21 protein-coding genes and 1 tRNA gene are annotated in these 17,005 nt (G+C 40.3%); 13 read left to right on the plus strand and 9 right to left on the minus strand.

Annotated elements, in window-relative coordinates; all coding sequences use genetic code 11:
- Positions 1-54: 54 nt before the first annotated feature.
- Positions 55-663: a paraquat-inducible protein A gene (locus H5079_RS17440; protein ID WP_182684566.1), complete on the minus strand. Its 609-nt coding sequence runs from the start codon at positions 661-663 to the stop codon at positions 55-57.
- A 241-nt stretch (positions 664-904) separates the two neighbouring features.
- Between H5079_RS17440 and H5079_RS17445 the strand changes: the two genes are divergently transcribed.
- Both H5079_RS17445 and H5079_RS17450 read left to right on the plus strand, forming a co-directional pair.
- Positions 905-1,471, plus strand: a complete 567-nt coding sequence (locus H5079_RS17445) for an alkylphosphonate utilization protein (RefSeq protein ID WP_011327013.1) — start codon at positions 905-907, stop codon at positions 1,469-1,471.
- 147 nt (positions 1,472-1,618) lie between these two features.
- Positions 1,619-2,428, plus strand: coding sequence for an META domain-containing protein (locus H5079_RS17450; protein WP_182684567.1), 810 nt, complete (start codon positions 1,619-1,621; stop codon positions 2,426-2,428).
- 56 nt (positions 2,429-2,484) lie between these two features.
- Here the strand turns inward: H5079_RS17450 and H5079_RS17455 are convergent, their stop codons facing one another.
- Positions 2,485-3,324, minus strand: a complete 840-nt coding sequence (locus H5079_RS17455) for a 23S rRNA (adenine(2030)-N(6))-methyltransferase RlmJ (RefSeq protein WP_011327011.1) — start codon at positions 3,322-3,324, stop codon at positions 2,485-2,487.
- A 238-nt stretch (positions 3,325-3,562) separates the two neighbouring features.
- Between H5079_RS17455 and H5079_RS17460 the strand changes: the two genes are divergently transcribed.
- From H5079_RS17460 to H5079_RS17500, 9 genes are all read left to right on the plus strand, one after another.
- Complete coding sequence (locus H5079_RS17460; RefSeq protein ID WP_011327009.1) at positions 3,563-3,793, plus strand: cell division protein ZapB; 231 nt, start codon at positions 3,563-3,565, stop codon at positions 3,791-3,793.
- A complete protein-coding gene (locus tag H5079_RS17465) occupies positions 3,793-4,098 on the plus strand; it encodes a cell division protein ZapA (protein WP_011327008.1) in 306 nt (101 codons plus the stop codon). Before H5079_RS17460 ends, H5079_RS17465 begins: the two co-directional genes overlap by 1 nt.
- Before the next feature lie 59 nt (positions 4,099-4,157).
- Entirely contained in the window at positions 4,158-5,174 is a 1,017-nt protein-coding gene (locus H5079_RS17470) for an MBL fold metallo-hydrolase (RefSeq protein ID WP_011327007.1), read from the plus strand.
- A 56-nt stretch (positions 5,175-5,230) separates the two neighbouring features.
- Positions 5,231-6,700, plus strand: a complete 1,470-nt coding sequence (locus H5079_RS17475; protein WP_182684568.1) for a transglycosylase SLT domain-containing protein — start codon at positions 5,231-5,233, stop codon at positions 6,698-6,700.
- 70 nt (positions 6,701-6,770) lie between these two features.
- Positions 6,771-7,265 carry a peptidylprolyl isomerase gene (locus H5079_RS17480; protein WP_011327005.1) on the plus strand — a complete coding sequence of 165 codons (495 nt, stop codon included), beginning with the start codon at positions 6,771-6,773 and terminating at the stop codon, positions 7,263-7,265.
- A gap of 31 nt (positions 7,266-7,296) precedes the next feature.
- The gene (locus tag H5079_RS17485; RefSeq protein WP_182684569.1) at positions 7,297-8,025 is read left to right on the plus strand and encodes an SDR family NAD(P)-dependent oxidoreductase; all 729 of its coding nucleotides are present in this window, start codon (positions 7,297-7,299) and stop codon (positions 8,023-8,025) included.
- Complete coding sequence (locus tag H5079_RS17490; RefSeq protein WP_086994831.1) at positions 8,022-8,861, plus strand: amidohydrolase; 840 nt, start codon at positions 8,022-8,024, stop codon at positions 8,859-8,861. The genes H5079_RS17485 and H5079_RS17490 overlap by 4 nt, the downstream gene beginning before the upstream one ends.
- Before the next feature lie 49 nt (positions 8,862-8,910).
- Positions 8,911-10,476 carry a S41 family peptidase gene (locus H5079_RS17495; RefSeq protein ID WP_182684570.1) on the plus strand — a complete coding sequence of 522 codons (1,566 nt, stop codon included), beginning with the start codon at positions 8,911-8,913 and terminating at the stop codon, positions 10,474-10,476.
- 3 nt (positions 10,477-10,479) lie between these two features.
- Complete coding sequence (locus tag H5079_RS17500; RefSeq protein ID WP_011327001.1) at positions 10,480-10,863, plus strand: hypothetical protein; 384 nt, start codon at positions 10,480-10,482, stop codon at positions 10,861-10,863.
- Positions 10,864-10,933: 70 nt separating this feature from the next.
- Here the strand turns inward: H5079_RS17500 and H5079_RS17505 are convergent, their stop codons facing one another.
- The 4 genes from H5079_RS17505 to H5079_RS17520 form a co-directional block, all read right to left on the minus strand.
- On the minus strand, positions 10,934-12,109 hold the full coding sequence (locus H5079_RS17505) for a mandelate racemase/muconate lactonizing enzyme family protein (RefSeq protein WP_011327000.1): 1,176 nt from the start codon (positions 12,107-12,109) through the stop codon (positions 10,934-10,936).
- Between the two features lie 27 nt (positions 12,110-12,136).
- On the minus strand, positions 12,137-12,904 hold the full coding sequence (locus H5079_RS17510) for a class II aldolase/adducin family protein (protein WP_011326999.1): 768 nt from the start codon (positions 12,902-12,904) through the stop codon (positions 12,137-12,139).
- A gap of 142 nt (positions 12,905-13,046) precedes the next feature.
- Positions 13,047-13,370 (minus strand): c-type cytochrome, encoded by a 324-nt coding sequence (locus tag H5079_RS17515; protein WP_011326998.1) that lies wholly within the window; start codon positions 13,368-13,370, stop codon positions 13,047-13,049.
- Positions 13,371-13,545: 175 nt separating this feature from the next.
- Positions 13,546-14,085, minus strand: coding sequence for a DUF2058 domain-containing protein (locus H5079_RS17520; RefSeq protein WP_011326997.1), 540 nt, complete (start codon positions 14,083-14,085; stop codon positions 13,546-13,548).
- A gap of 265 nt (positions 14,086-14,350) precedes the next feature.
- Between H5079_RS17520 and H5079_RS17525 the strand changes: the two genes are divergently transcribed.
- Entirely contained in the window at positions 14,351-15,499 is a 1,149-nt protein-coding gene (locus tag H5079_RS17525) for an MFS transporter (RefSeq protein WP_089367625.1), read from the plus strand.
- Here H5079_RS17525 and H5079_RS17530 read toward each other — a convergent pair.
- Together H5079_RS17530 and H5079_RS17535 are read right to left on the minus strand one after the other, a co-directional pair.
- Positions 15,466-15,966 carry a prolyl-tRNA synthetase associated domain-containing protein gene (locus H5079_RS17530; protein ID WP_011326995.1) on the minus strand — a complete coding sequence of 167 codons (501 nt, stop codon included), beginning with the start codon at positions 15,964-15,966 and terminating at the stop codon, positions 15,466-15,468. The genes H5079_RS17525 and H5079_RS17530 overlap by 34 nt on opposite strands.
- Position 15,967: 1 nt before the next feature.
- A complete protein-coding gene (locus H5079_RS17535) occupies positions 15,968-16,354 on the minus strand; it encodes a hypothetical protein (protein WP_011326994.1) in 387 nt (128 codons plus the stop codon).
- Positions 16,355-16,521: 167 nt separating this feature from the next.
- Between H5079_RS17535 and H5079_RS17540 the strand changes: the two genes are divergently transcribed.
- A tRNA-Ala gene (locus tag H5079_RS17540) sits at positions 16,522-16,597 on the plus strand.
- A 145-nt stretch (positions 16,598-16,742) separates the two neighbouring features.
- Here the strand turns inward: H5079_RS17540 and tnpA are convergent.
- The coding region (gene tnpA, locus H5079_RS17545; protein WP_182684571.1) for an IS200/IS605 family transposase at positions 16,743-17,005 on the minus strand (263 nt) is incomplete at its 5' end.

The raw sequence follows: 17,005 nt of genomic DNA on the forward strand, positions 1-17,005 counted from the left end.
CTAGGTTCTAGGTTCTAGCGAAGTTTATGATAACTGAATAGTTAATACAAACCTTTATATATTTTCTGCATCGGTTTTAATAAAACTACTCGCGGCAATGGCAAATAAGCAATAACCGGTAAAATACCAAAAGCCATTTCCCAGTTCGGCGTGCATTTTAATTAGCCCACCGGTTTCACCCTCGGCATTGCCTGCAAGGTAAGTAACAATAAGTGCAATAACAAACACATCTACCATACTCCACTTACTCAAAGCGCAAATAGTTACTCCCAGATTTTGCTTAAACTTACTCGCTGGCAATAAGCAAAAGACTAATTGCATTAGTAACTTAATAGTCGGTATTACAATTGAGAAAAAAGCCACCAACACCGCTACTAAATAATTTTTATTATGAGCCAGTTCGTTAACCGTTCCCCAAATGCTGCGTGTTTTTTGATAAGCACTTATCTCACCTTCAAGCTTATCTAACCCAAACATGCTTGATGCCATCATCAGCATGTTTCGAGTGTTGCGGTCGCCTTCATCGGCAATCATCTCAATACCTGTTTGCGCTAATTTAGACTTATCTATTTTCCCCTCTAGGGATAATACAGGCTGGGTAACACCGGGAACCAATAAAGCTAAAGCAATTAAAATACTAACTATAGGGAGAAGTAAGCGCATAACATATCAAAAAAATAAACCATCATGCGCTTATCATACGCAAACTTAAACGCTGCGTCTTGCTCAATGCTAAACCGAGTTTGCTGTATTTAATTATTGTAATTTGCAGTTACAAACAAGATATAACCATACTTTTTATATGGATATGCGCTAATCCTTAGTGCAAATGTACACAAAGAGCCCAGATGGAGGTATAATAACCACATAATATTTTTGTAAAAACAGCATAAGAGCCTCCTATATGAGCATTGAACAAGCCTTAGTAGAACGTAGTAATAACCAATGTGAATTATGTGCAGCAACAGATACTTTATCTGTGTACGAAGTTCCGCCAGTTAAAGAAGCCCACTCAGATAAATGCATTTACACTTGCCAAGTATGTAAAGATCAAATTGAAGACACCGCTGAGCTAACCCCTACCCATTGGCATTGTTTAAACGACAGCATGTGGAGCCAAACTCCTGCAGTTCAGGTAGTGGCTTATCGTATGTTGAGCCGCTTAGCTGCCGACAATGGCTGGGCACAAGACGCCCTAGACATGATTTATTTAGAAGAAGATACATTAGCATGGGCTCAACAAGTACTTGCTGAAGATGACGACTTAAAACATCTTGATAGCAATGGCGTAGTACTTAAAGCCGGTGATACCGTAACGCTAATTAAAGATTTAGATGTAAAAGGCAGCAGCCTAACCGCTAAGCGCGGTACTGCGGTACGTAATATTGGCTTAACCAGCAATCCTGAACATATAGAAGGGCGTGTTGATGGTCAACGTATTGTAATTCTGACCAAGTTTGTTAAAAAGTAAAAATATTTATTTAGGGCGCATAAGCGCCCTTTTTTACGCGTTGTAACAATCACTAAGCCAAACTTTTACTCCTCAATTAAGCCTTGATTAAGTAACTAAGCACTATCATCATTTAAAATCATCTAATTTAGTATTAAAGGAACAACGATGTTTAAACGTAAGCCAAGTTCAATTTTAAAATCGGTAGCAGGGATCAGCTTCTTAGCCAGTGGCGCATTGGTATTATCTGGATGTGATGATGCTAAGAACACTGCACAGGCAACACAGGCAGAGTCAACAGCAACGCTAACAACTGAAGTTAGTTACCTTGATCGCAGCATGTTGGCGCCTAATTCACAGCTAACAGTAACACTTGCCGATGTATCTAAAATGGATATTAAAGCAACCGTTATTAGCCAGCAGGTTATTGATTTAAATGGTGGTCCTCCTTATACAGTAGAGCTTGCCTACGACACTAACAAAATTAATAAAGCACTTAGCTACAGCGTTAGTGCACGTATTGAAAATAATGGTGAGCTACTCTACACCAGCACAAACAATAACAACCCATTCGCAGCAGATGCACAAACCAGCCCGTACAAAATTGTGGTTACAAAAGTAGATCAAAAAGCAGATGTTGATTTAGCAAATACATATTGGAAAGCAATCACTTTAGCTGGCGATAATGTTACGGTTACAACAAAAGAACCTTTCATTCAATTTAGTAATGATGGCAAAGTGCATGGATTTTTAGGCTGCAATAACTTTAACGGTGGTTATGAAGTTAATGAGCAAACGGTGACTTTTGATCACATAGCGGCAACGCAAAAAATGTGTCATGAAAACATGGATCAAGAAGCTGCAATGTCTAGCATGCTAAGTAAAGCTGCGCAGTGGCAAGTTAATGGCGAATCGTTGAGCTTAAAAGATGAAAAAGGTGAGCAACTAGCTACCTTTAAAGCCGTTTACTTTAACTAAAATAACTGCAGTAATAATTAAAATGCCCAGTTTAACTGGGCATTTTGCTATGTGGGTTACTCTGCGACTAACTGCTCGCTGCGATAAAAACCACTTGATTCACTCAATATACTCACCAGCTCTGGCAACACCTCATCCATAACCTGTTTTAATTTCCACGGTGGATTAATTACTATCATCCCCGAGGCAGTCATGCCATGCACGTCGGTATCGGCTTTGGTAGCTAGCTCAAATAATTGAATATTACGCATGCCAGAGTCAATTAGGTCTTGCTCCATGTTGTCAATGCGGCTACGGTCAACAACAGGATACCAAATCATGTATGTGCCGGTAGCAAAGCGCTGATACGCTTGCATCAACGTAGTAATAACAGTGTCGTAATCGTCTTTGACTTCATAAGGTGGGTCTATTAACACGCAGGCTCTGCGCGATGCAGGGGGTAATAAGCCAACCAAACCAGCAAAACCATTTTCGCCACGTACTCGAATCGAACGCTTCCCTTGCATGTTCTCCTCTAGTAATAACAAATCACGTGGGTGCAGCTCAAAAAACCAGCCTTTATCTTGGCGGCGTAAAAAGTGTTCCGCAATTTTTGGCGAGCCCGGATAAAACTCTAAATTGGCTGTTTGGTTAAACGATTTGATCAGTGCAATGTAGTCGTTTAAAGCTGAGTGTTTACTAGTGTGTTGCCACAGTTTTTCAATGCCGTCTTGATACTCTTGTGTTTTTTGTGCATCGGCCGCTGCTAATTCGAAAAAGCCCGCACCCGAATGAGTGTCTATATAATCCAGTGGCTTATCTTTTAAAGTTTGGTAACCTAACACTTGTGCTAACACTAAATGTTTAAGTACATCGGCAGGGTTTCCGGCATGAAATGAGTGTCTGTAACTAAGCATTATTTATTTTCGCCATACGCTATTTAATAAAAACAGTGAACCATAAGCACTGTACTTTGACAACCTATCCCCTGATAAGCGGCCATTAAAATGAACCATTTCTGAATGAAAAAGCCAATACACTGAATTATCCCTTAACAGAGAATAAAAATCAGCTAAAACCAGCGTAAATGCTGGTAAATAAACAAACTTTGCTTTACATTTGCATTACCTTAATTACAGTTATATGAGCGCCTTTATGAATAACAACACTCTTCAACAACTCGAACAACTGATCGACCAATTAATTCAGCGTAATAATCAATTACAAGCTGATGTTTCTAATTTAAAAGAACAAAATAGTAAACTCGCTGACGACAACGAGCTTTTGCAATTAGAAGCCCTTGAAAACGAAGAAAAACAAAAAGATGCCAGCACTACTTTATCTGGCCTGCTTGATAAGTTACAAAGCGCACAACAGGCTAGCTAATGTCTGAGCTGCAAAACCAGCGAGTCACTGTTGAATTGCTTGGTAAAGAGCAGCAATTTGCTTGCCCACCTGGGCAAGAAGAGGCACTTAAAGCGGCAGCTAAAAATCTCAATGATTTGGTTGAGCAAATGAAACAACGCTCTACTGTTAAAAATGAGCAAAATGCCCTACTTATGGCAGCCTTAAATTTAAGCCACGAATTGCTAGAAGCAAAGACTATAAAAGCCGTTGATCTGCAACACCAAGATCAACTCATTGATAAGTTGAGTCAGCACTTATCAAATGACTCTAAACATAATAAATAAAAGCGCCTAGAGCGCTTTTATTTATTACGCAGCTTTTAAACCATAATAGAGAGCGTTATATGAAGTCAGCCCTGCGTTTATTTAAATTAAGTAAGTACCTACTACTGCTTAACTCTTTTTATTTTGCAGCCAATGCTAACGCCGATGTTACGTGGGAGAAAATAAGTCCCAATATTCAATTTTTAAAACAACAGCATAAACTACGTTTTTACGACTCAAACCAAGTATTAATTGAAGGTAGTAAATGCGCACTGTTAGTAGATACCAGCGGCAACTTTGCTGCAGTAGAACAACTTGCTAGCGATTTAAAAAAGCACTTAACAACACCTTTGTGTTACTTAGTGGCCACTCATTTTCATGACGATCATTTGCTGGGGATGGCTGTAATGCAGCACTTTTACCCCGATGCGCAATTAATTACCCATCAGCAAGTAAAAACTGACTTTGCCCTTTATCAGCAAGCATTTAACGATAAGCTAGAAGGATTCGAAAAAAGCATTGAGCTTAGCTACCAACGCTTAGCAACACTCCCCGAAAATGAGCAAGCGCAGTGGCGTACAAAGTTAGAACGCGCTAAACAGCGCCTATTCCGCTGGCAAAAATATCAACTCAATGCACCTGAAATAAGCATAAACACCAATAAAACATTAGACTTAGGCAATTTTGAAATTACTTTAAACGCCCACCAAGCACATACCAATGGCGATTTAACCATTACAACTAACAGTGGCAGCACTTTGATTGGTGGAGATATTGTTGACTGGCTTCCCTACCCTGGCCACGGCGAGCTAAGCAGCTGGCGCGCACTGCTACAACAATATATTAATGACTCAGTGCTAAAAACTATAATTCCTGGTCATGGTGAACTAACTAATAAGTCGCAACTGCAGCAGTCGCACGCATTTTTAACCGCCATTACAGAGCATGTAGCTAATAATAGTGGGCAAACAATAGAGCAGTTAATGCTGTCATTTCCTGATGTCGCGATTAAACCCTACATGCAAGAGTCGCTTAATGCCAAGTCGAGTAATTTATTTTTACAAGCAGGATTAATTCGCGCGATAAACGCAAAATAACTCAACACAACGGACTGTGTTAAAATAGTAAAAGGATTTTAATAGAAGTGAATGTTATGCGCAGTTTGGTTTTAGCTTGTTTAGGTGTTTTTTTATTTGGCTGTGAAACCACCAAGCCAGAGCCTATAGAAGCACCGCAAATATTTACTCACTTTAAGCCAAGTTACAGCGCCCCTAGTGAATTAAAAACACTGCAAAGCACAAAAACTAACTTACACATAACGCCGCCTAAAAACACAAAAAATAAAATAATAAAGCCACCAGCTAAAACAACTGACTTATGGCAGTATATCGCTAATAATCTGCATTTTCCTATTGAGCAAAATAAAGCGCTGAAAAAGCGTATTAATTGGTATTTGCAGCAACCCGATTACCTGCAAGTTATGAGCAAACGAGCCGCTCCGTATTTATACCATATTGTAAAAAAGGTAGAACAACAGCAACTACCAATAGAGTTAGCACTGCTGCCTTTTGTAGAGAGCGGATTTAGACCCACTGCACACTCATCGCAGCAAGCCGTTGGCGTATGGCAACTGGTAGGAGCAACTGCACATCATTTTGGGGTTAAGTCTGATCAATGGTATGACGGCCGCCAAGATGTACTTGCCGCCACCGACGCAGCACTGGCGTATTTAAGTTACTTATATAAACGCTTTGATGGCAATTGGCTGCACGCTCTCGCCGCTTATAATAGCGGTGAAGGGCGAGTTAAACGCGCGATTAAACAAAATAAAAAGCACGGTAAAAGCACTGATTACTGGTCGCTAAAATTACCTCAAGAAACCGCCGATTATGTACCCAAGTTACTGGCACTAAGCTACTTAGTTAAACACCCGCAACAAGGTTTTAAACGCCCAAAGCTCGCTTACAAAGCATTGACCACCCATATGAATGTAGGCCAACAATTTGATTTTTCAATCATTGCCAAGCTCTCTGGAGTAGGCTCTAAGCAGCTACATGCACTTAATCAAGGGTATTTAAAAAATCAAAGTTCACCCAATGGTCCGCATACGTTATTACTGCCAATTGAGCAACAGGCACTATTAAACAGTTCGTTTTTTAAAACTAACTTTGCTGGAGAGTACATAGTTAAACAAAACGATACGCTTTACAGTATTGCTAGGCGCTTTGGCATGCCTTTAAGTACCTTAAAGCAACTTAATAATAAACAAAACAACTTAATTGGCATTGGTGAAAAATTACTTGTTGGCCAGCCCAAAACACTCCCGGAATCATTGACTATTGATTATAAAATTAGCCCCTACCTTGAGCATCAAGAAGTGGTAATTGCAACACTCGAAATAGACTATGAAGTGCAACCAGGCGATACCTTGTGGAGCATTAGTCAGCTTTACAATGTGCCGCACAGTGACCTAGCTAAATGGAATAAACTATCAGCGTCGAGTATGCTCAAACCAGGTATTCAATTAGTGTTATTTATTCCTCAAGCCGAAAAGCCTCAAGTAACAACAATTAAAAAAGATTTATTGTTAGATCTACAAAAAACATTAAATCAGCCACGTTAAGTTTCTAAAAAAACATATTTCGCGTAAAATTACGCTCTAACTAATACAGTCAAAATTTAAAGAGATAAGCATGCAAATTAGTAAAAATTCAGCCGTTGAATTTCATTACACCCTTAGCGAAGCCGGTGAGCAAATAGAAACCAGTACTAACGAAGCGCCTCTTACTTATATTCATGGCAGCGAAGGCATGCTTCCTGGTTTAGAAAATGCGCTGGAAGGCAAAGCCGCTGGCGAAAAGTTTAGCGTTACATTAGCGCCAAGCGAGTCATACGGCGAACGTGTTGATAACTTAGTACAACGCATTCCGTTAAAGCATTTACAAACACAAAGCAAAGTTAAAGTATGGAAACCAGGCATGACCGCAATGGTAAGCTCGGATCAAGGTCGTCATCAGGTAACTATTATTAAAGTAGGCCGCTTTAATGCCGATTGTGATTTAAATCATCCATTTGCAGGTAAAACACTGACTTTTGATGTTGAAGTAGTGTCGGTACGTGAAGCCACCAGCGAAGAAGTATCGCACGGCCATGTGCATGCAGCAGGCGGATGTGGTCACTCTCACTAATTAAAAAGTAATAACAAATAAAGGAGCAAGTATGTCAAAAGTGGCTATTGTTACCGGCGGCACCAAAGGTATTGGTTTAGCGGTAGTACAGCGCTTACTAGCAAGCGGCTATGAAGTACATAACCTTGATATAACACCAAGTAACTTTGGTGAGTTTCATCATTGTGATGTAAGCGATGTCACTGTTGTACGTCGTTGTATTAATGCCATAGTTGAGCAAACGCAGCGCATTGATGTACTTGTTTCTAATGCAGGAAAACATTTAAGCGCCAACATAGAAAGTACCGATGAGCAAGCTCTCGATGCACTATTTGCGCTTAATGTAAAAGGCGCGTATGCGGCAGTGCAAAGTGTATTACCAATAATGAAAACCCAAAACAACGGCGCTATTGTGCTTATAGCCTCAGATCAGGCAATTATAGGTAAAAAAAATTCATTTGCTTATAACCTGACTAAACACGCCCTTGCTTCTATGGCAAAAACCACCGCGCTTGATTACGCGAGTTTTAATATTAGGGCTAATGCCGTGTGCCCTGGCACTATAGAAACACCGTTATTTCATAACGCCATAGACGCTTACTGTAAAAACAGTGGTGCCAATAAAGCACAAACAGTAGCCGAAGAGGCGGCATTGCAGCCACTTAACCGTTTAGGCCAAGCTGATGAAGTAGCCGCTTTAGTGAATTTTTTAGTCAGCGATGATGCAAGCTTTATCACCGGTAGCTTGCAAAGTATTGACGGTGGTTATACAGCGCAATGAGTAGTGCTATTATTGACCCCCATGTGCATTTTTTTAATCTACTTGAGGGGCAATATACTTGGTTACAAGGCGCTAACCCGCCGCCATGGCCTAACTTAGACAAAATAAAGCAGCCGATCAGTGCTGCGCAATTAATGCAAGATTGCGACTTTAAACTTGCAGGCTTAGTGCATATTGAAGCGGGGTTTGATAACAGCGCACCTATAAACGAGCTTAACTGGCTCACCAAGCACTTGGCTGGCATTACTTACAAAGCCGTTAGTTTTGCCCAGATTGATCAAAGCAATCAGCTATTTAGCCATGCGCTCAGTAACCTTTCCCATCCAAGCTTAGCGGGCATTAGAGATATTACCCAAGGTGATGACGCCAAACGTTTGCTCAGCAGTAATTGCTACAATAACTTTGAAACGTTACAGCAGTTAAAATTACATTTTGAAGCCCAGTTTGAGCTTGAAAACCATATTATAGTTAAGCAAATTGCTCAATACGCCAAACAGTTTCCACAGTTACAAATTATACTTAATCACGCAGGTTTACCCCACAATATGCCAGCGTGGCAACAAGGCATTAAATTACTCGCCAAGTACCATAACATTGCAATTAAGTTTTCGGGATTTGAGTTACTTAAGCTCAATAGCGGGCAGCAAGCACTGTGCTTTAATATTATTTTGCAACACTTTGGCGAGCAAAGAATAATGTTTGCGAGTAACTTCCCCGTTTGCCAAATCAATACCCAATATAACGACTTATGGCAGGCACACTTTAACTTATGTAGTAACCAAGCGCTTTGGCAGCAATTAAGCTATAAAAACGCTAAACACTGCTATCAACTCTAAATAAAAGCCGCTATATTTAAATTAATCGTTTAAAAATAGAGCTTCTTATATGCACTCTAAAATTCGTGACAAAAAAACAACAACACTCGCTTCCTTAGCACTGCTTAGCGTTTTATCTGGGTGTGGCGGCGGTAGCGATAGCGAGGGCCTTACTCCTAATAGCAATACCAATAGCTGGAGCGCAGGGGTATTTGCCAGTGCCAGCCAATTTAAAGGACAATGCCAAGCAAGTAATGAAAAAAACTGGCTGCGTTCGTGGAGTAACGAAACCTACCTTTGGTACGATGAGATAATAGATACCGATCCAGCGCTTACAAGCGGCGTAGTTGCTTATTTTGATACCTTAAAAACCAATGAACTGACCGATTCAGGCGCTAAAAAAGATAACTACCACTTTAACTTACCTACCGATGAGTGGCAGCGCCAAAGTCAATCAGGGGTAACCTATGGCTATGGCTTTAATATAAAAATACTTGCTAGCAGCGCGCCACGCCAAGCCGTTATTAGCTATACCGAGCCAAATACACCTGCGAGTAATCAAAACCTTGCTCGTGGCTTTGAACTTGTTGCAGTAGATGGCATTGATTTTGTAAATACGACTTCCAGCAGTGAAGTTGCTCTTATTAGTGCAAGTTTGTTTCCTGAGCAAACAGGTAAAACGACCGAGTTTGTATTTAAAGACATAAATACTAACCAAAACCGTACCGTAACACTCACCTCGCAAAATATTACCTCGCAACCGGTAGTCAATGTGCGTACCGACTTAGCCGATGGCGATGTGGGTTATTTTCAGTTTAATAGCCATAATGCGATTGCTGAAGATCAGCTCTACAATGCATTTAACCAATTTGCAGCAAGTAATATTAAAGACTTAGTGATTGACGTACGCTATAACGGCGGCGGCTTTTTACAAATGGCCAGCCAAGTAGCCTATATGATTGCGGGCCGCGCGAACACCCAAGGAAAAGTGTTTGAGCGTACTGTTTTTAACGATAAAAATCCAAATACCAACCCGGTAACTGGGCAAACACTTAGCCCAATGCCGTTTACTAATCAGTTTGTGGGATTTGCTGATAACCCTGCAACTGTGCCCGGTAGCGCACTGCCAACATTAAACCTAAACCGCGTATTTGTTCTCACGACTAGCAGCACCTGTTCAGCAAGCGAAGCCATTATTAATGGTCTGCGCGGCGCCGACATTGAAGTGATCCAGATAGGCTCTGGTACCTGTGGCAAGCCTTATGGCTTTTATCCTACCGATAACTGCGCAACCACCTATTTTACCATTCAGTTTAGCGGTATAAATAATAAAGGTTTTGGCGAGTATGCTGATGGCTTTGCGCCAAAAAACACTATTGATAACGCTTTTCAACCCGTATTATTAAATGGTTGTGCGCTTGCCGATGACTTTTCTCAGCCATTAGGTAATGCCAATGAAGCACTGCTTAAAACAGCGCTTAACTATCGAAATACCGGTAGCTGCCCTGCGCCAAGCTCTATAAACAGTAAACAAGGTTTTGCGCCGGCTATTACAACTGATTCGCCTGAAGTAAAAGATACGCGAATTCAAACCTTGCTTGAGCAAAATACTATTCTTAGCGATAACATGAGATAAACCATGAAAGTACGCCGACTTACAGTAATCGCATTTATAACAACCGCACTCAGCGGCTGCTTAGCACAAAGCGCTGAGCCAACTCCTAAGCTGCAGCATGCGCTATTAGTAACACCTAATAGCATAGCAGTAGCTAATGCTATTGCCAGCTTGCTGCATAGCTCACAAGTGCAATTAGCCGATGATGTATTTACTACTAACAGTACTGTGACGCTCGATAAACTCAACCATAAAGACTCTATGGGTAATCCTATTATGGGTAAGCAGCTTAATATGCCCGACCAGTTTGAGTTAATGATTAAAGGCAAGCAATGCTTTGTTCGCCATCTTGATAGCAAAGCAACGCAGCAGTTAAAAGGCGTGCAGTGTAAAATTAATCAGCTATAACAATAACGCCAAATAGCAAAAGCCGCGTAGTGAGCTATCACTACGCGGCTTTTTAATCTATATGATAAAACTATTTAATTTCTACACGCTGCGAGCGCATTACAATCTCATCGTTTAATTCAATACCAATACCTGGCTCTTCCGACACTTGAAAAAAGCCATTTTTAGGTTGAGGATCTTGCAGACACAACTCACGGTTCCATTTTTTAATCGCATAAGTATGATGCTCATGAATTAAAAAGTTAGGAATGGCTGTTTCTAAATGCAGTGAAGCTGCAGTCGCTACTGGCCCGCCGCATACATGCGCTTGAATGCGCACATCAAAAATATCGGCGTAGTCACACACTTTTTTGGTTTCGGTAAAACCACCACATAAACCAATATCGGGTTGCAATACATTAATACTTTGATCTTCTAAGTATGGGCGTACACCCCAGCGGTTATACAAGCGTTCACCACCAGCAATTGGCACGGCCACTTTATCAGCCACTTTGGCATGCAATGAATGGTTTAAATAGTTAACGGGTTCTTCAAAAAACATGCAATCGAATTCTTTCGCTATTTCGCCCAATTGAATTGCCGAAGTCACCCCTGGTAAGCTATGGCATTCAAAAATAATATCAACTTCGTCGCCTACCGCTTCACGAATCGCTTGCATACGCGCACGGTACAACTTCATTTCAGCGCGGGAAATAATATTAGTGCGATCGTAGTAAGTATTGCCGTCTTTATCGTACTGAATTGGGTCTACTTTTACTGCATCGTAACCCTCGGCAACCGCTTTTAAAGCCGCTTCGGCATATTCTTGTGGCTGCACTAATGCTTTAAACTCGCTATCCCAGTCAAACTGCAGTTGCGATGCATAAGTGCGTAATTTATCGTTAACCTTACCACCAAGTAGTTGATACACAGGTACACCCAGTGCTTTACCTTTAATATCCCACAGAGCAGTATCTATCGCACTCATTGCAGCATATACAACAGGCCCACCACCTAAACCCCAAAAGCTTTCACGTAACATACGCGACCAAAGCTTTTCGGTTTGAAATGGGTCGTGGCCAATTAAAAATGCATCGGCCATTTCTTTGATCATAGCGGCAGCAGCGCTGTGGCCTAAATCGTATGCAAGGCCCGCTTCACCCACACCACTAATGCCTTCATCAGTATGAATACGTACAAATACTGGAGTCCAAGCAGGACGATCTGGGCAATGAATATCAAACACTTCAACGCGATTTACTTTCATGAATATTCCTTATTAACCTTTAAATGGTTATTTTGCAAAACTAGGATCAAGTCGGTACGCTTTGCGCAGCATAGCTGGCCACGCTAACTGCCCGCCAGTACTACCACTGTGCACTACATTTGCTTGATTATAAATATTGTCGATTATAGGCTGCGGGACGCTAATAGCCTGCTGCGAACTGGCTTGAATAGCGAGCTGTATTTCACAGGCGCGCTGTAAATCATAAAAGCGCATAAAAGCATCGCCCACCGTTGGCCCCACTGTTAAGCCACCGTGGTTAACTAACAACATATGGTTAGTATTGCCTAAATCATCTTGTAAGCGTTTTCGTTCATCATCGTTAACCGCTAACCCTTCGTAACCATGATACGAAAGCGACGGCAAAGAGAACATGGAATACTGACTTAGTGGCAATAAGCCATTTTTTTGTGTAGCAACAGCTATGGTTTCTTTCGTGTGTAAATGAATCACACAATGCGCATCGTCGCGTACTTCGTGAATTGCGCTATGAATAGTAAAGCCAGCTGGATTAATATTAAATGGCGTGTCGTCAATAATATTGCCGCTTAAATCTACTTTAACTAAGTTAGAAGCGCTGATTTCATCAAAGGTTAAACCAAAGGCGTTCACTAAGTAATGATCACTGCCCGGTATCCGCGCCGATAAATGCGTGTAAATTAAATCGCCCCAACGAAAATGATCCACCAACCTATAACAGGCTGCTAGATCAACTCGTAGCTGCCATTCTTGTGCTGATACTTTATTTTTTAAATCGAGCTGGGGTAAATCAAACATAATAAGCCTTTAAATACACATAAGGTCAATTGCGCAATAGATGTTTAGAAGTCTAAATTAGTATTTAGGTTATAGCAATCAGGAAATAAAACAGCCACACTAGGTGTGGCTGTTTTTTAATAAAAATAATTAACTGCGTTTATTATTTTACGTTTGCAAGGTAATCAGCAATTGCAGCAAACTCTTCATCTGTTACGGTTGCTACCATAGCTTTCATAGCCATAGACATACCATTACTGCGCGCACCTGATTTAATGTCTTTCATTTGTGCAACTAAATAGTCTTTATTTTGACCATTTAATTTAGGGTACATGCCCATAATAGGTGCCTTACCTTCTGCGCCGTGACACGTTTGGCAGTTTTTAGCAGTGTAAAGTGCAGCACCATCTGCAGCAGCTGCATTAAATGACAAGCTTGCGGCTAAACTAATACCCGCGCCTAATAAAAGTGTTTTAATTTTGCTCATTGTATTTACTCTTCTTTTTTTGACGGTTAAAAAACTGTTCTGGTGATTGTAGTCAACAACACTATAAAAAGCATACGTAACTAATAGCATTTGACGATCAATCAGAACAAATACATGTACAGCTCATTTAAGTTAACTTTAGCAAAAATTAAATGAGTCTACACTTAACTAAAATTTACCACGTTAAATCATCTGGTATTTCAAAATCGGCGTATGGATCGTCTTCATCTTTTACTTTGCTTTCTGGCTCAACATGAAAAACAATATAATGTTCATCTACTTCAGCTACTTTACGTGCCGGTTCATCTTCTAATACGTAAAATCGGCCTTCGAGCACACAAATAGCTAAGCGACCACCCGATAACGCTTTTTGCGTTCTTTCGTTTACTTCAATGCTCTTTACTTTGTTTTCGTAAGTAAAGTTAAAAGTACGCTCACCACGTATTGCTTCTTGGTTATGGTGTTCTAAAATTTGTTTAACACGGGCACTTTGCTCGCGCTGCTTTAAACTACCTTGGCGTGCCTGGTTAAGCTCTTCTGCTTTTTGTTGCTGCTCAAGTTTTGTTTGTTGAATATGCTTTTGTAAATCGCTAGGGTTACTGGTTGCACCCTTTTTTTGCTTTTTTTGCTGCTTACGCTTTTCTGATTTAGCAACTTTAGCTTTATGCGATGTTGTTAATCCTGCTTGGAGCAATTGCTCTTGAAGTGACCCCATGGCTCTATTCCACTAAAAACTAATATTAAGACTATTTTAATCACCAATGCCGGCAAATAACAGCGCTATCATCATTAATCTAACAAACGACGATAAAAACACCATGATTTAGCGCAAAGATAGCGACTCTTTTAGTAAACAATTACTTATTACTGTTTATGGGCATACCAAATAGTCGCTTAAAGTATTCGTTTTTAGATTATCAAACACAAGGGATTTTTAATATACTGCCACTTAACTATTAGTTACTCGCCAAGCTATAATAATGCGCCTACCTCACTTGTTGCTTTGCTCTGTATTTATTTTTTTTGTACTTTACGCTCCACAACCACTGCTTGGCCTATTTGCAGTTGAGTTTGGTGTTGCCCCCGCCGTTGCTGGCAGCTTAATGACTGCGGCTATGCTACCACTGGCTATTGCGCCTTTAGTGTATGGGTTGTTTTTAACTAAACGTAATCCTTTATTTATATTACGCATTGCTATGTTGTTATTGGGAGGATGCTGTTTATTATTTGTTTACGCCCCCACCTTTGAGCTGCTGTTATTGGTACGCTTTTTACAAGGCCTAATATTACCAGCGGCATTAACAGCCATGACCAGTTATATTGGCATGAGTTTTAGTGCCGATACACTGCAAAAAAATATGACAATCTACATTGGCAGCACCATAGTAGGCGGCTATTTTGGGCGTGTTCTGGCAGCTATTTTTAGCGATATATGGCACTGGCAAAGTTTTTATTATTTTATTGCCACCATGCTCATTTTGCTTGCGTGGAGTATTCCCCATACCCGCTTTAAAAGTAATAACGTTAAATCAATACTTTCACCACTAGACTATATTAAACAACTGCGTGAAGGGCCGCTGCTAAAAGTGTATGGTGCGGTATTTTGTATGTTTTTTTGCTTTGCCGCTTTACTTAATTATTTACCTTTTATTTTGCAAAATACTTTTTTAATCACTAATACTCGCGACATTGGCTTGGTTTACAGTGGTTATTTAATCGGCGCTTTAGCGTCTATTACAACACCTTGGTTACTTAAAAAAGTGCCCTCTGCATGGCATTTATTAACGGCTATATTTTTGTTTTACAGTATTAGCATTGTCATGTTAATGAGCCACCAGCTAATAGTGTTTTTAGCCGCATTTACATTATTTTGCGGGTCTATGTTTGTGATTCACTCAACTGCCGCTCCCTTAGTTAATAAAATAAGTAAAGCACCACCGAGTGTTACTAATGGCGGGTATGTATCGTTTTATTACAGCGGCGGTGCACTTGGGTCGTTATTACCAGGGGTGATATACCAGCATCATGGGCAAACCGCATTTATGGCAGCTTTATTGGCTGTTTGCCTATGCGGCTTGATGCTGGTTATATGGGCTTACCTTGAAGGTAAAAATACTACGCGAGGCTGATGCTCAGTAAAGTTAAAAAACTGCTCTAAGTCTGCTTTATTAAGTAACCAGGTTTGGGTGTTTTCAAACGGATGACAATGAAATAGCTCACCTTGCCAAATATCTTGATCTAGCCAAACGCTTACTTCGTTTTGCTTGTCGTTCATTAGGCTAAGCATAGATACACACCCAGGTGCTACTTTTAAATAGCGCGCTAAACGCTCGCTTGAGGCAAATCCTAACCGCGATAACCCTTGTTGTTTTGATAATACTTTTAAATCAAGTTGCTTGTCATGGGCGGTTATAACTAAAAAGTGCCGCTTACCTTCATTATCACGTAAAAATAAATTTTTAAGTCGTGTACCTGGGCGCTCCACCATAAAGGCATCGGCATCTAAACTGCCATGTAATGGTGGGTGCTCTATCACCTCATAATTAATATTTAACTGCGCTAATAGCGCTGCTAACTTTGTTTTATCAGCTAACATACTACAAACAACGTCCTCTTAATTGCACACTTAAATCACGCCACAGTACCTCATTAATTTCATGCTTAGCGGGGCAATAGTTGCGTGTTTCAAGCTCTTTATTTAACAATTCAACAGCTTGATCTTCTAACTGCAATTTTAAAATACTCGACTCTTCAAAATGCTCTTGCGCTGCAAAACGCTCAAAGTCACTGCGGGTAAACTTTTTATCTAAATTAATGTTCTGGCGGCTTTTAGCCTTTACCGATACTACGTAGGCAAATAGCTTATTTCCTTGTTCATCTTGTTTTTCATGAAACTGTTTATTATTTATTTCATAAGGTTGCTCGTCACTTGAGTTAGCACAGCCAACAAGCAAAACCATCAGTACTAAGGCATACTTTTTCATTTTTAATTGTCTTTTTACTGAATATTGTTGTTGAGTCTACCAAAATTTCATCTAAACGGTAAAATTAGTGAAAAAATACTTGACCTATTTTATAAAAAATCTTAAAGTTCGTCCCGCTTGAGAATCAGCAATCAAGCTTTTACGTAATATGTAAAATTTAGGAATGTGGGGCTATAGCTCAGCTGGGAGAGCGCCTGCCTTGCACGCAGGAGGTCAGCAGTTCGATCCTGCTTAGCTCCACCACTTTCCTACTCCCTCTTTAGTATTGTCTCAAAGCCATCAATTTATTCGCTATTTTATCGAAATTTTCCGAGAAAACCCATTGATCGACGCGAAGCGGCGTCGATGGGATGAATCGGAATAGTTAGCCCTGCTCTTGAATGTATTTTCAAATTGTATCAGCTGCCGCATTTCCAACAGAGCAAACAAAATATCCGTCAGACCAAAATGTTTTTTTAACCCAGAATTGCTTTTTAAACCATTTAAATCTCGACCATAGACTTTGCGTTGTAGATTGTTTAATTCTCCTAACGTAACTCGCAACGCTGATATTGGGAGAGATCGTTAGCAATATGTGTATATGATCTTTGTCCACCTCGATCTCTTCGATATTAAATTCTGAGCGCTCTGCAATTTCAGTGATTTTTTGTT

Source organism: Pseudoalteromonas sp. SG44-5 (genome assembly GCF_014164175.1).
GTDB classification, from domain to species: Bacteria; Pseudomonadota; Gammaproteobacteria; order Enterobacterales; family Alteromonadaceae; genus Pseudoalteromonas; species Pseudoalteromonas nigrifaciens.